This is a genomic window from Micromonospora sp. NPDC049497, assembly GCF_044465805.1.
GTDB lineage: Bacteria > Actinomycetota > Actinomycetes > Mycobacteriales > Micromonosporaceae > Micromonospora.
On record NZ_JBITMC010000001.1, the window covers coordinates 284,800 to 297,725 of the forward strand.

The 12,926-nt window shown below is 73.8% G+C and carries 12 protein-coding genes and 1 pseudogene; 5 read left to right on the top strand and 8 right to left on the bottom strand.

The genetic code is table 11. From position 1 onward, the window contains the following. Window positions 1–22: 22 nt before the first annotated feature. Window positions 23–1,420 carry a hypothetical protein gene (locus ACIBR0_RS01320; protein WP_396712022.1) on the top strand — a complete coding sequence of 466 codons (1,398 nt, stop codon included), beginning with the start codon at window positions 23–25 and terminating at the stop codon, window positions 1,418–1,420. A gap of 4 nt (window positions 1,421–1,424) precedes the next feature. On the opposite strand, the gene ACIBR0_RS01325 is transcribed toward ACIBR0_RS01320, so the two are convergent. Genes ACIBR0_RS01325 through ACIBR0_RS01340 form a run of 4 tightly spaced genes read right to left on the bottom strand, consistent with a single transcriptional unit; the run spans window position 1,425 to window position 7,159 of the window. Continuing rightward, complete coding sequence (locus ACIBR0_RS01325) at window positions 1,425–3,278, bottom strand: ABC transporter ATP-binding protein (protein WP_396712024.1); 1,854 nt, start codon at window positions 3,276–3,278, stop codon at window positions 1,425–1,427. Then, the gene (locus ACIBR0_RS01330) at window positions 3,275–5,104 is read right to left on the bottom strand and encodes an ABC transporter ATP-binding protein (protein ID WP_396712026.1); all 1,830 of its coding nucleotides are present in this window, start codon (window positions 5,102–5,104) and stop codon (window positions 3,275–3,277) included. The genes ACIBR0_RS01325 and ACIBR0_RS01330 overlap by 4 nt, the downstream gene beginning before the upstream one ends. A 37-nt stretch (window positions 5,105–5,141) precedes the next feature. Continuing rightward, window positions 5,142–5,654, bottom strand: coding sequence for a methylated-DNA--[protein]-cysteine S-methyltransferase (locus tag ACIBR0_RS01335; protein ID WP_396712028.1), 513 nt, complete (start codon window positions 5,652–5,654; stop codon window positions 5,142–5,144). Further along, entirely contained in the window at window positions 5,651–7,159 is a 1,509-nt protein-coding gene (locus ACIBR0_RS01340) for a DNA-3-methyladenine glycosylase 2 family protein (RefSeq protein ID WP_396712030.1), read from the bottom strand. The genes ACIBR0_RS01335 and ACIBR0_RS01340 overlap by 4 nt, the downstream gene beginning before the upstream one ends. Window positions 7,160–7,369: 210 nt before the next feature. Here ACIBR0_RS01340 and ACIBR0_RS01345 point away from each other — a divergent pair, with 210 nt between their 5' ends. Continuing rightward, window positions 7,370–7,852 carry a hypothetical protein gene (locus tag ACIBR0_RS01345; protein ID WP_396712032.1) on the top strand — a complete coding sequence of 161 codons (483 nt, stop codon included), beginning with the start codon at window positions 7,370–7,372 and terminating at the stop codon, window positions 7,850–7,852. Between the two features lie 41 nt (window positions 7,853–7,893). Here the strand turns inward: ACIBR0_RS01345 and ACIBR0_RS01350 are convergent. Beyond that, window positions 7,894–8,712: pseudogene (locus ACIBR0_RS01350) on the bottom strand (EamA family transporter); the annotation flags it as partial. A 95-nt stretch (window positions 8,713–8,807) separates the two neighbouring features. Here ACIBR0_RS01350 and ACIBR0_RS01355 point away from each other — a divergent pair. Then, window positions 8,808–9,311: a MarR family winged helix-turn-helix transcriptional regulator gene (locus ACIBR0_RS01355; protein ID WP_396712034.1), complete on the top strand. Its 504-nt coding sequence runs from the start codon at window positions 8,808–8,810 to the stop codon at window positions 9,309–9,311. A gap of 46 nt (window positions 9,312–9,357) precedes the next feature. After that, window positions 9,358–10,122: a Type 1 glutamine amidotransferase-like domain-containing protein gene (locus tag ACIBR0_RS01360; protein WP_396712036.1), complete on the top strand. Its 765-nt coding sequence runs from the start codon at window positions 9,358–9,360 to the stop codon at window positions 10,120–10,122. Here the strand turns inward: ACIBR0_RS01360 and ACIBR0_RS01365 are convergent. After that, complete coding sequence (locus tag ACIBR0_RS01365; RefSeq protein WP_396712037.1) at window positions 10,100–10,390, bottom strand: hypothetical protein; 291 nt, start codon at window positions 10,388–10,390, stop codon at window positions 10,100–10,102. The two genes, ACIBR0_RS01360 and ACIBR0_RS01365, sit on opposite strands and share 23 nt — an antisense overlap. A gap of 199 nt (window positions 10,391–10,589) precedes the next feature. On the opposite strand from ACIBR0_RS01365, the gene ychF reads away from it, so the two are divergent. Beyond that, entirely contained in the window at window positions 10,590–11,675 is a 1,086-nt protein-coding gene (ychF, locus tag ACIBR0_RS01370; protein ID WP_396712039.1) for a redox-regulated ATPase YchF, read from the top strand. A gap of 127 nt (window positions 11,676–11,802) precedes the next feature. On the opposite strand, the gene ACIBR0_RS01375 is transcribed toward ychF, so the two are convergent. Together ACIBR0_RS01375 and ACIBR0_RS01380 are read right to left on the bottom strand one after the other, a co-directional pair. Next, a complete protein-coding gene (locus ACIBR0_RS01375; protein ID WP_396712041.1) occupies window positions 11,803–12,153 on the bottom strand; it encodes a VOC family protein in 351 nt (116 codons plus the stop codon). Window positions 12,154–12,254: 101 nt separating this feature from the next. Further along, complete coding sequence (locus ACIBR0_RS01380) at window positions 12,255–12,869, bottom strand: hypothetical protein (RefSeq protein WP_396712043.1); 615 nt, start codon at window positions 12,867–12,869, stop codon at window positions 12,255–12,257. Window positions 12,870–12,926: the final 57 nt, after the last annotated feature.

Here is a 12,926-nt window from a genome sequence, read left to right on the forward strand (position 1 = left end):
CACATGTCCCGGGAGGCGGTTCATGGTGGCTCCGGAAACACGTTTCACGTCCGTCGGGCAGGTCGTCGTGGGGATGCTCGCTGCGCTCGCGACCGGCGTCGTGTTCGCCGCCGACGCGGTACCCCTGGCCGCCCACTCCGGCCTCTGGGGCCTGATGGGTAGCGGATGGTCCCGCCCGATCGCCTTCGGGATGCCGGTGCTGCTGCTGGCACTGGTCGCGGCGACCCTGAACGGTCGGGTGTCCGGGTGGTGGCTGGCGGCGTCCGGTCTCGCCGTGCAGGCCGTGGTGGGCCTGCTTCCCGCCCTCGCCGGGGGTGCCGACGAGCCGGGGCCGTCGCCGGGGGGCGCGGTGCTCGTCACGATCGGGGGCGCCGGTCTCGCCCTCGGTGGTGCGGTGCTCGCCGTGGGCCAGGTTGCCCGCCCGGCCCGCCCGGTCGTCGGCGCGGCCCTGGTGACGGGTCTCCTGCTCCAGCCGGCCCTGTCGATGACCCGACCCGACCGCGTCGACAGCTTCGGCGTCGACCTCGTGCTGTGGGTGACGCTCGCCGTCGTGACCGTGGCCGCGCTGATGGCCGGTGGTGGCGGCTTCACCGTCCCCGGCCCGTCGGCGGCCTGGCGGTGGAGGACCGTGGTGGTCGTCGCGGCCGTCGCGACGACTGTGCAGGTGGTCCAGGTGTGGCGGGGCGGCAGCACCAGCTCCCTGCGCGGCGACCCGGCCGGTGTCCCGTTGGACGTGCCCTGGTCGGCCGGCTTGGCGATCCTGGTGGCCGCGGTGCTGACCGGCTACGCCTGGCATGTCTGGCGGGCCGCCGGGGTCCGCTGGGTGCTTCCCGCGTTCGCGGTCGGCCCGGCCGCCCTCTACGCCTTCGGGAACACCACCGGCGGCGGTGGGTCGGTGACTGTCCTGCTGGTGCCCGCGGCTCTGCTGACCGTGGTGGTCGCCTTCGCCCTCGTCCGGTACGCCGACCGGTCCGTGCCCTGGGACGCGGTCGCCCTGCTGGTCGTCGCCGCTGCGTTCCCGCTGGTGCTCCGGCTGCACCGGGCCGGCCGGGACGACGCCGCCCAGCTGACCCTCGTGCTGCTCTGCTTCGGTCTGGTGTGGGCGGTCGGGGTCGCGCGGGTGACGGTGCGGCCGGATCGGGCCGCGGCACCGGTGGCCGGTCTGCTGGGCTTCGGATTCGCCGCGTTCCTGCTCGGCGCACAGCTGTTGGTGCCGCTGTGGCTGGCCCACGCGTGGGACGCGCCGATGTCGCGGACCTTCGCGACGCCGGCCCTTGCTGCTGCGGCCGCTCTGGTGGTGGCGGTGTTCTTCCTGGTCGAGCGCCGACAGGGTGGGACGGACAACACCGGCGAACCGCCGGAACCGGACGCGGTCTCGCCGCCCACCAGCGGACCGGTGACGATCGAGATCGAGCGGTGAGGCCCTACGCGAGGGAGTCGCGCCACTGGCGGTGCAGGGCGGCGTACCGGCCGTCGGCCTCGGCGAGCCGGTCCGGTGGGCCGTCCTCGACGACCCGGCCGGCGTCGAGCACCAGCACCCGGTCGGCGGTCTCCACGGTGGACAGCCGGTGGGCGATGACCAGCGCGGTGCGGTCGGCCAGGATGGTGCCGAGCGCCCGCTGCACGGTCCGCTCGGTGGGCACGTCGAGCGACGACGTCGCCTCGTCGAGGATCAGCACCGCCGGGTCGGCGAGGAACGCCCGCCCGAACGCGACCAGTTGCCGCTGCCCGGCCGAGAGCCGGCCGCCCCGGCGGTGCACCTGGGTCGCGTACCCGTCGGGGAGCGCCGCGATGAAGTCGTGCGCGCCGATCGCACGCGCGGCGGCCTCCACGGCGGCGTCGTCGGCGCCGGGCCGGCCGAAGCGGATGTTCTCCGCGACCGTACCGCCGAACAGGTGGGTCTCCTGGGTGACCAGCACGACCGCCCGGCGCAGGTCGGCGTCGGCCAGGTCGCGCAGGTCGACCCCGTCCAGGGTGATCGTCCCGGAGACCGGGTCGTGGAACCGCGCGAGCAGTTTGGCGACGGTCGACTTGCCGGCCCCGGTCGGCCCGATCAGCGCGACCGTCTGCCCGGCCGGGACGGTCAGGTCCAGGTCGGTGAGGATGGGTGCGTCCGCGCGGTAGCCGAAGGTGACCGACCGGAAGGCCACCGCGCCCGGGTGGGGGGTCGCGGGCAGCGGGACGGGCCGGGCGGGCTCCGGTACGGACGGCCGCTCGTGCAGCACCCCGGCGAGCTTCTCCAGCGCCGCCGTCGCCGACTGCAACGAGTTGTAGAACTGGCTCAGGTCCTGCATCGGCTCGAAGAACCGCCGCAGGTAGAGCAGGAACGCGGCCAGTACCCCCAGCTCGGTCGCCCCCCGCAGCACCCGCCAGCCGCCGTAGCAGAGCACCGCCGCCACGGTCACGTTGCCGATCACCTTGATGCCCGGTGAGTACGTCGCGATCAGCCGGAACGCGTGCAGGCTGGCCCGGCGGTAGTCGTCGCTGACCGTACCGAAGATCCGCTGGTTGCGCGGCTCCCGGCGGAACGCCTGCACCGCGCGGATGCCCCGCATCGATTCGGCGAAGTGGACGATGACCAGCGCGATCGTCTCCCGGGTACGCCGGTACGCGGCGGCGGAGGCACGGGCGAACCAGCGGGAGAGCCCGAACAGGAACGGGAAGGCGAGCAGGGTCACCGCGGCCAGCGGCAGGTCGAGCCAGAGGAGGATGCCGGCCACCGACAGCACCGACAGCGCGGCCAGCACCAGGCTGTCCAGGCCGCCCCCGACCAGCTCGCCGATCGAGTCCAGGTCGCTGGTCAGCCGGGACACCATCCGGCCGGAGGTGTACCGCTCGTGGAAGGCCACCGGCAGGCGCAGGAACTGCGCGTACACCCGCTCGCGGAGGTCGAGCAGGACGGCCTGGCCGATCCCCGCGGAGAGGGTGAGGAAGCCGCGGCGGGCGGCGTACTCGACGGCGGAGGCCGCGACGAACGCGGCGGCGATCGCCGCCAGCGGGCCGCCGTCACCGGCTCGCAGCGGGCCGATGGCCCGGTCGATGCCCAGCATCACCAGGTACGGCCCGGCCATCGCGGCCGCGTTCTGGCTGAGCAGCAGCCCGACGGCGACCGCGAGCCGGCGCCGGTGCGGGCGCAGCAGGTCGCGCAGCAGCACCCGGCTCAGGGCCCGCAGCCGGGTCACCGACTCCGGGTCGGTGTCCTCGGCGCGGCTGCGGTCGGCGTCGGGGTCGACGGCGACACCACGCCACCGGGTGACGTCGTTCCCGGTGGCCGTCACGACCGCACCAGGCCCCGCCCGCCGGGCGTGGGGTCGGTGGCCGGAACGACGGGCGGCGGCTCGGCGGCGAGCACCGCGCGGTACGCGGGCACCGTGGCCAGCAGTTCGGAGTGCGTCCCCACCGCCGTGATCCGCCCCTGCTCCAGCAGCGCCACCCGGTCGGCGAGGGCGATGGTGGACGGCCGGTGCACGACCAGCAGGGCGGTGGTGTTCCCCAGCACCCGCTTCAGGGCCGCCTCGACCAGGGCCTCGGTGTGCACGTCCAGCGCGGACAGGGGGTCGTCCAGAACGAGCAGGGCGGGCCGGCCGAGCACCGCCCGGGCCAGCGCGAGCCGCTGCCGTTGCCCACCGGAGAGCGACAGCCCCTGCTCGCCCACCCGGGTGGCCAACCCCCACGGCAGGTCGTACGCGAAGTCGGCCTGCGCCAGCGCGAGCGCCGCACCGACCTCGTCCTCGGCGGCGTCCGGGCGGCCCAGGGTGAGGTTCTCCCACACCGACATGGAGAACAGCGTCGGCTCCTCGAACGCGACCCCGACGAGCCGGCGCAGCGCGGCCAGGCGCAGGTCCCGCAGGTCGTGCCCGTCCAGGGTGATCCGGCCGTCGGTCACGTCGTGCAGTCGGGGCACCAGGGAGAGCAGGGTGCTCTTGCCGCAGCCGGTGGCGCCGACCAGGGCGAGCGTCTCGCCCGGCTCGACGGTCAGGTCGATCCCGCGCAGCACGGGCGCGGTCGTGCCCGGGTAGCGGAACGAGACGGCCTCGAACCGCAGCCGGCCGGCCACCTCGGCGGGCGGCAGGGTGACCGCGTGCGGTGCGTCCACGATCGCCGGTGGCGTGGTCAGGACCTCCTGCACCCGGTCCGCGGCGGTGGCGGCCTCCTGCCCGTTCGCGATGATCCAGCCCAGTCCCTGCACCGGCCAGGTGAGCATCAACTGGAGGCTGACGAAGGCCACCAGTTCGCCGATGGTCAGCACGCCCCGCGCGGCGGCCGCCGCGCCGGTCACCAGCACCACGCCCAGCGTCAGGTTCGGCACCAGGTCCAGCAGGGCGGAGGTGCGGGCCAGCAGCCGGCCCTTGCCGACCCCGGTGTCGTGCAGCGTCCGGGCGCTGCCGGCGAACCGGGCGACCAGTTCGGGTCCCCGCCCGTACGCCTTCATGGTGCGCAGGCCCTGCGCGGTCTCCTCGACCAGGGTGGCCACGTCGCCCTGCTGGTCCTGCATCCGCCGGGAGGCGGTGTGGTACGCCCGCGCGAACCGCCTCGTGATCAGGAACAGCGGCACCGCGCTGGCGGCCACCAGCAGGCCCAGGGCGGTGTGCAGCCGGATCAGCAGCACCACCACGGCCACGTAGGTGACCAGGTTGAGCACCAGGAAGAAGAGGCCGAACGAGAGGAAGCGGCGGATCACCGACAGGTCGCTGGTGATGCGGGAGAGCAGCTGACCGGACTGCCACCGGTCGTGGAAGCTGGCCGGCAGGCGTTGCAGGTGGGCGTACACGTCCTCGCGGATGGCCGCCTCGATCGCCATCGAGGACGACGACTGCACCCAGCGCCGGATGAAGATCAACAGTGCCTCGGCGAGGCCGAGCAGCAGGGCGAGGCCGGCCAGCCGCACCAGCCCGGCCGGGTCCTGCCGGGCCACCGGGCCGTCCACCACCCGCTGCGCCACCAGCGGTACGGAGATGCCCGCGCCGGTCGCGGCGAGCCCGGCGAGCATCAGCCAGCCGAACTCGGCCGCGTGTGGGCGCAGGTAGTGGCGCAGTCGCCAGAGGTTGTGCAGCGGATGTCGGCCGGCTGTGGGGGCCGGGCTGCCGTCGCTCTCCGCAGGCACTACCCGACGGTAGCGACAAGTGGGAGCGTTGCCGCTGTCAGTTTTCCGTCACTCGACGCTCGTGCCCGAGAAGCCACTTCTTCACATCCAGCCCCCAGCGGTAACCGCCGAGCGTCCCGTCGGTGCGCAGCACCCGGTGGCAGGGGACGAAGAGGGCGGCGGCGTTGCGGGCGCAGGCCGCCGCGGCGGCGCGGACGGCGGCGGGCCGGCCGGCCAGCCCCGCGTACGCCGTGTACGTCACCGGCTCGCCCGCCTTCACGTCCCGCAGCACCGTCCACGCGTGCGCCATGAACTCGCCGGACGTGTGCTGCTCCACCGGCACCACGTCGATCGCGGCAAGGTCGCCGTCCAGGTAGGACACGACGGCGGCGGTGACCGGCCCCAGGTCGGCCCGCTGCCGCAGGGGCGCCCGCAGCCGCGGGTGCACGAGGGGGAGCAGGGTCGCGGGGTCGGCCGTGAAGCCGGCCGCCCGTACCGCCCCGTCCGGTCCGGCCACGATGCTCAGCGGACCGGCGGGCGTGTGCAGGACAGTGCTGTCGTTCATGCTCATGCTGCTCTCCAGAGTCGGACGACCGCGTACGAGCGCCAGGGGCGCCAGCGGTCGGCGTACGCGTCGAGGGTTTTCGGGTCGTCGGGCAGGCCGAGGGCGGCGGCGCCGCGCCGCACGCCCAGGTCGGTGGGGAGCAGGACGTCCGGGTCGCCGAGCGCGCGCATCGCGACGTAGCCGGCGGTCCACGCCCCGATCCCGGGCAGTTCGGTGAGCCGGCGCCGGGTCTCCTCCCGGTCCCCACCCGGCTCCAGGTTCAGCCCCCCGTCGGCGACGGCCCGAGCGAGAGCCCGAATACTCTCCCGCCGCCCACCCGGCATCCCGAACCCCGAATCCGAAATCCCCAAAACCTCGGCCGCCGAAGGAAACCCCCGAAACCCCCGCCCCGCGCCCGGTTGATCATGAGGTTGACGGGTGGTTCGGAGATCAGAGCACCCGTCAACCTCATGATCAACGCCGGTGGGGGTGGGGGTGGGGAGGTGGGTTAGGAGGCGGGTCAGGGTGGTTCGGGCGCTTGTGACCGAGACCTGTTGGCCGATGATCGCGCGGACGGCCATCTCCCAGCCGTCCACCGCCCGCGGCACCCGGACGCCGGGCTCGGCGGTGACCGCCCCGGCCAGCGCGGGGTCGGCGGCGAGCGTGTCGTCGACCGCGGCGGGGTCGGCGTCCAGGTCGAACAGCCGCCGGCAGCGGGCCACCGCCGGGGACAGGTCGCGCATGTCGGTCAGCCGCAGGGTCGCGGCCACGTACCCGTCCGTCGGGGTCAGGGTCGCCTCGCCGGTGCCGTGCGGCAGCCGCAACCCCCGGCGGTACGCACCGTCGCGTACCTCCTCGACGCCCGGCAGCGCGCGGAGGGCGAGGAAGTCCAGCAACGCCGCCGCGTGCAACGGCGGACGGTACGCGAGCCGCAGCGTGATCGTGCCCGCGCCCGCCGGGGCCGGTCGGACTCCCCGGGCGGTACGCAGCTCGGACGGCGCCACCCCGTACACCTCGCGGACGGTCTCGTTGAACTGCCGGACGCTGCCGAAGCCGGCCGCGAAGGCGATCTCGGCCATGCCCAGGCCGGTGGTCTCGACCAGAGTGCGGGCCGTCTGGGCGCGCTGGGCCCGGGCGAGCGCGAGCGGCCCGGCGCCGAGTTCGGCGCGGAGCATCCGGTGCAGGTGCCGCTCGGTGTAACCGAGTCGGGCGGCCAGTCCCGGTACGCCGTCCCGGTCCACCACGCCGTCGGCGATCAGCCGCATGGCGCGGCCGACCACGTCGCCCCGGACGTCCCACTGCGGCGACCCCGGCGCGGCGTCCGGCCGGCAGCGGCGGCAGGCGCGCAGCCCGGCGCCCTGCGCGGCGGCGGCCGAGGGAAAGAACCGGACGTTCTGCCGTTTCGGCGTCATCGCCGGACAGGACGGCCGGCAGTAGATCCCGGTCGACGTCACGCCCGTGTAGAACCACCCGTCGAACCGCTGGTCACGGCTGTCGACGGCCCGGTAGCACCGCTCGAAGTCCAACTCCACGACACCGATGATGCCCCGCAGCTCAGCCGCCTGGCTCGCGGAAATCGGACACGGCCGTGACGGTGCAAGGAAGGGCACCTTCTTAACGCCTCCGGTAGAGGAGGGGCCCCCGCTTAACAACCACCGCTCCGGGCCGGACCGGCTGCCGGTGCGGAAAGTGTCGGTTGTGGTCGGTACCGTCCGGCCACCAACTCAAGAAGGGGCGCGGCGATGGCGAGCGTTGCGGGTCGGGGAGCGGCGTCGACACGGGACGAGCTGCCCCCGCTGGATCCCGCCGTGGTGCAAAGCTTCTACGACCGGATGCGGGCGGTCGCCCCGGCCGCCGTGGGCGCGCTGGACCGCGACCGGGCCGGTGACCCGGGGCGGGCGTTCGGCGACACCGCCTGTGGCCGGCTGGTCCGCTCACTGGACACCGAAGGGCTGCGCGCGCTCGGCATGTGGGTGCACCACTGGTGCATGCGCTTCTACGACGACGACACCCGGGTCGCGCTGCGACTGGTCCGCGAGATCGCCGGCCGGTCCGGCCTCGGCTGGACGGCCGACGAGGTGCGCTGGATGCTGGGGGAGTCCCACGCGGCCGGCCCGGCCGCCGACGGCCGCTTCACCCTGCCGCTGGCCGCCGCGGGCGAGCTGGCCCCCGGCGCCCTGCGGGTCGAGCCGGTCGTCCCGCGCCAGTCAGGGCCGCGAGACTGACCCGGCCCACGGGTGGACACCTGGCCGGCGACCGTCGCCGTGACGGCCAGCGCGAAGCCGGCCACCTGCCAGCTGCTCATGGCCTGGCCGAGGGCGACCCACCCGAGCGCTGCGGCGGTCAACGGGCTGAGGGCGCCCAGCAGTGACACCTGGGTGACCGGCAGCCGCGCCGCACCCCGGAACCAGAGCGCGTACGCCAGGGCGGTGCCGGCCAGCGTCAACCACGCGTACCCGAGCAGTGCCGGGGTGTCCGGCGTCGGTGGCGGCCCTTCAGCGGCCAGGGCGAGCGGCGTGATCATCAGCCCTCCGGCGGTGAGCTGCCAGCCCGTCGCGGTGAGCGTGCCGACGCCCGGTGGACGCCCCCAGCGGCGGGTCAGCACCAGGCCGGCGCCCATGGCGGCGGTCGCGGCGAGCCCGGCGGCGACGCCGCCGGCGTCGAGCGCGGCATCCGGCCGGAGCACCACCAGACCCACCCCGGCGAGGGCGCCGACGGCGGCGATCAGCGTGCGGCGTGGCGGGCGTTCGGCGAGTACGAGCATCGTCAGCCCGGCGACGATCAGCGGCTGAACCGCGCCGAGGACGGCGGCGGTCCCGCCCGGAAGGCGGTACGCGGCGTGGAACAGCAGGGGGAAGAACGCGCCGATGTTCAGCGCACCGAGCACGGCCGAGCGCCACCACCAGGAGCCGCGCGGACGGTGGCGGGTCAGGGCGAGCAGCAGCAGGCCGGCCGGCAGGGCCCGGATCGCGCCCGACCACAGGGGTCGGTCCGGTGGCAGCAACTGACTGGTCACCAGGTACGTGGTGCCCCAGGCCGTCGGCGCCGCGGCGGTGAGCAGGATGTCGGCGGAGCGGGTACGCATCGCTTCTCCTCTTTTCGCTCGACTCCAAGTATCTTAGGGCTAAGCTACTTGGCCTCAAGGGGAAGCGGGAGTGGGACGTGCGGCACAATCCCGATGTGGCGGAGCGGGACGACGTGGACGGAATCGTCGAGCAGTGGCGGAGGGAACGCCCCTCGATGCGGCCGGAGCCGATGGCGGTGTTCGGGCGGATCTACCGGCTGGCCCGGCTGGTCGGCGACGCCCAGGAGCGGACGTACGCCCGTTGGTCCATCACCCGTGGCGAGTTCGACGTGCTCGCGGCGCTGCGCCGAGCCGGTGCCCCCTACACGCTTCCACCGAAGGCCCTCACCGCGTCGCTGATGCTCACCTCCGGCGGCATGACCGGCCGGCTGGACCGGCTGGAGCGGTCCGGGCTGGTCCGGCGGTCACCCGACCCGGCGGACCGGCGGGGCCTGCAGGTCACCCTCACCGACGCCGGTCGGGAGCTGGTCGAGGAGGCGGCGGACGCGGGACTGGCCGTGCAGCGCAGGCTGCTCGACGCCCTGCCTCCCGAGGACCAGGAACGCCTCGCGGAGCTGCTGCGTACGCTCCTCGCCGCCGTGGCCGGCCAGGAGGGGTGACCGGGCCCACGGCCCGGCGGGACCCGGTTGCCGTGGCTGCGGCAGGATGGGCGGCGCCACCGACGGAAGGACGACCGTGCCCGCCAGCGAACCGACCATCCTCGCCACCAGCATGGGCATCTACGCTCCGCGCCGGAACGGCGAACCCCGGCGGGTCAACCCGGTCTTCGACCTCGCCGCCGAGCTGGCGCGTGCCGGCGAGCAACCGCGCATCTGCTTCCTCAACCAGGCCGAGGGGGACCAGCCGACGACCCTGGCCCGCGTGTACGAGGCGTTCGCCGGCAGCCGCTTCCGGATGACGCACCTGGCGCTCTTCCCCATGCCGAACGTCGACGACGTCCGGGCCCACCTGCTGGCCCAGGACATCGTCTGGGTGGGCGGCGGCAGCGTCGCGAACCTCTGCGCGGTGTGGCGGGTGCACGGCCTCGGCGACATCCTGCGGGAGTGCTGGGAGGCCGGCGTGGTGCTCGGCGGCGTGTCCGCCGGCTCGATCTGCTGGCACACCGGCGGGGCCACCGACAGCTTCGGCACGACGCTGCGCGGATTCACCGACGGCCTGGGCTGGCTGCCGTACGGCAACGGCGTCCACTACGACAGCGAGGAGCAGCGCCGGCCGCTGATGCACCGGCTCGTCGGCGACGGCACGCTCCCGACCGCGCACTGCACCGACGACGGCACCGGCCTGCTCTACCGGGGGCAGCGCCTGGTCGAGGCGGTCGCGGACCGTCCGGGTGTCTCGGCGTACGAGGTCAGCCGCGGCGCCGACGGCGGTGTGACGGAGACGCCGATCACGACTCGCCTGCTGGGCTGACCCGCCCGCTGCGTACGGCGTCGAAGACCTGGGCGAGCTCGGCGGCGTCCTCGCCGGCGTGGTGGGTGTGCGGCAGGCCGGTCAGGCCCAGCTCCCGCTTGATCGTGCTCTGGTGGCTGGTCGACCACTCGCCGCCGGTACGCCCCATCCAGTAGCTGCGCAGGTCGATGCCGGAGCCGGTGGCGCCGAAAGGGCTGTGCCCGACGAACCGGGTGAAGTACCAGTGCACGAACATCCCGTCCCACACCGCCGGGGCGGCGAGGAACACCGGCCGGCCGACGCTCCGTAGCCGTACGGCCCGGGGATCGGCCCGTCCGCCTCGACGTCCACGGCCACGTACAGCTCGGGCAGCTTCTGGGTCACCCGCGCACGGTAACAACGGGCCCGGCGTCCCGGCGGCCCCATTTCGGCCCGTCGACGGGACTGCGTGCCCGGAGGCCGGGGCCCACCGCGTAAGCTGGCCCGTCGTGAGTCTCACCATCGGCATCGTCGGCCTGCCCAACGTCGGCAAGAGCACCCTGTTCAACGCGCTGACCAAGAACGACGTGCTCGCGGCGAACTACCCGTTCGCCACCATCGAGCCCAACGTCGGGGTCGTCGGGCTGCCGGACGAGCGGCTGCCCAAGCTCGCCGAGATCTTCAGCTCCCAGAAGGTCCTGCCCGCGCCGGTGTCGTTCGTCGACATCGCCGGCCTGGTGCGCGGCGCCTCCAAGGGGCAGGGGCGGGGCAACGCCTTCCTGGCGAACATCCGCGACGCCTCGGCGATCTGCCAGGTGGTGCGCGCCTTCTCCGACCCCAACGTGGTGCACGTCGACGGCAAGATCTCCCCGGCCGACGACATCGAGACGATCAACACCGAGCTGATCCTCGCCGACCTCCAGACGCTGGAGAAGGCGATCCCGCGGCTGGAGAAGGAGGCCAAGCTCCGCAAGGACAGGGCCGCCGCGGTGACCGCCGCCAAGAAGGCGGTCGACCTGCTCGACACTGGCGTGACGCTGTACTCGGGCGCCGCCGGAGCCGGCATCGAGCTGGAGCACCTGCGCGAGCTGCACCTGCTCACCACCAAGCCGTTCCTGTACGTCTTCAACGTCGACGAGGCCGAGCTGGGCAACGACGCGTTCCTCGACGAGCTGCGCGCCCTGGTCGCCCCCGCCGAGGCCGTCTTCATGGACGCCAAGATCGAGTCGGAGCTGGTGGACCTGCCCGAGGAGGAGGCCCGCGAGCTGCTGGAGTCGATCGGCCAGAACGAGCCGGGCCTCGACCAGCTGGTCCGGGTGGGCTTTCGGACACTCGGGCTCCAGACGTACCTCACCGCCGGCCCCAAGGAGGCGCGGGCCTGGACCGTCCCGGTCGGCGCGACCGCGCCGGAGGCCGCGGGTGTGATCCACTCGGACTTCCAGCGCGGCTTTATCAAGGCCGAGGTCGTCTCCTACGGCGACCTGGTCGCGGCCGGTTCGATGGCCGCCGCGAAGGCGGCGGGCAAGGTCCGCATCGAGGGCAAGGAGTACGTGATGCAGGACGGCGACGTGGTGGAGTTCCGCTTCAACGTCTGAATCCGCGGCCGAGGTCGATTCGCTGCCCTGGGCGCCGGGATCGTGGCTCAGCCCTTCTGCTTCCACCAGGCTGTGAGAACGGCAAGGAGGACTCGCGAGGTCTGGTCGACGAGGTCGAGAGACGTTCCTAGTCGTGGGCCAGAACGTTGATCACGTGGCCGTCGGGGTCCCGGACGAAGAACCGTCGTACGCCCCACGGCTCCTCGGTCAGCTCGTGCACGATCTCGGCTCCGGCGGCGCGTGCCGCCCGGTAGGCCGCGTCGACGTCGTCGACCTGGATGGAGGCGACGGGTACGACGGGTGCCGTCGCGTCGTGGGTCATGAGGCTCAGTTGCACTCCCGGTCGCTCCGGGTCGGCCAGCGTCACGATCCAGCCGTGATCCATGACCACCTCAAGCCCGAGGACGCCGGTGTAGAACGCCTTGGCCTCCTCCATCGACGTGCTCCTGAGGTCCGGGACGACTCGTCTGACGGCCATGGGCAGATCCTCCCTGAACTGTGCGCCGGGTGGTCAGCAGGGCAGCTTCTCGAAGAGTTCGTGCATGCTGTCGTCGTACCTTGTGGTGCGGCCCAGGTAGATCATGCCGAGTCTGCGCCGCTCAGCGACTCGACCGCCCGGCGGACCCCTTCGTCGGTACGACAGCGGACGACCTTAGGGGCGACCGGCCTCAGGAACGCTTCCAGGGTCCGGGTCCCGTTCGCGCCGTCTCGCTCCCGCAGGTGGTCCTGCGTGGCGGGAGGCCGGGTCCGGTAGGCGCGTGCGCCGCGGCCGACCCGGACGGCGGACCGGATGTCCCAGTCACGGCCGCCGCGACAGCGGTGTGCGATCGCGCGCCGCACGACCCGCCAGATGGTCACCGGCGTCGGCAGGTCGAGCCACAGGATCACGTCGGCGGCATCCCGCAGTGCGGCGGTCCAACCGGCGTACAACCCCTCCGCCACCCAATCTTCGGTTGCGGCGAGTGCGGATGCCCGTTCGCGACGGCGGTCGTCACGGACCCGCTCCCACCGCCAGAAGGGTGCCTCCGCCTGCGCCCCCGGAGGGTCGTAGGCCAACCGGTCGAGATCGTGGTGCGGGAGCCGGAGCCGAGCGGCGATCGTGCGCGCGAGCGTCGTCTTGCCGCTTCCGGGACCTCCGACGATGAGCACCCGCCGGACCGGGGCCGCGCGCAAGTCGTCCACGTCCCTCGACATCACGAGCACCCTAACCCGTGGGCGGTCGGCGGTGGACGCCCGAGCTGCCGAAGGCCG

Excerpts from the sequence above, each read along its gene's own strand:
- ACIBR0_RS01320 (WP_396712022.1), top strand. The coding sequence starts at position 23 with ATGGTGGCTCCGGAAACACGTTTCACGTCCGTCGGGCAGGTCGTCGTG.
- ACIBR0_RS01335 (WP_396712028.1), bottom strand. The coding sequence starts at position 5,654 with ATGAGCATGAACGACAGCACTGTCCTGCACACGCCCGCCGGTCCGCTG.
- ACIBR0_RS01345 (WP_396712032.1), top strand. The coding sequence starts at position 7,370 with ATGGCGAGCGTTGCGGGTCGGGGAGCGGCGTCGACACGGGACGAGCTG.
- ACIBR0_RS01360 (WP_396712036.1), top strand. The coding sequence starts at position 9,358 with ATGGGCGGCGCCACCGACGGAAGGACGACCGTGCCCGCCAGCGAACCG.
- ACIBR0_RS01375 (WP_396712041.1), bottom strand. The coding sequence starts at position 12,153 with ATGGCCGTCAGACGAGTCGTCCCGGACCTCAGGAGCACGTCGATGGAG.
- ACIBR0_RS01380 (WP_396712043.1), bottom strand. The coding sequence starts at position 12,869 with ATGTCGAGGGACGTGGACGACTTGCGCGCGGCCCCGGTCCGGCGGGTG.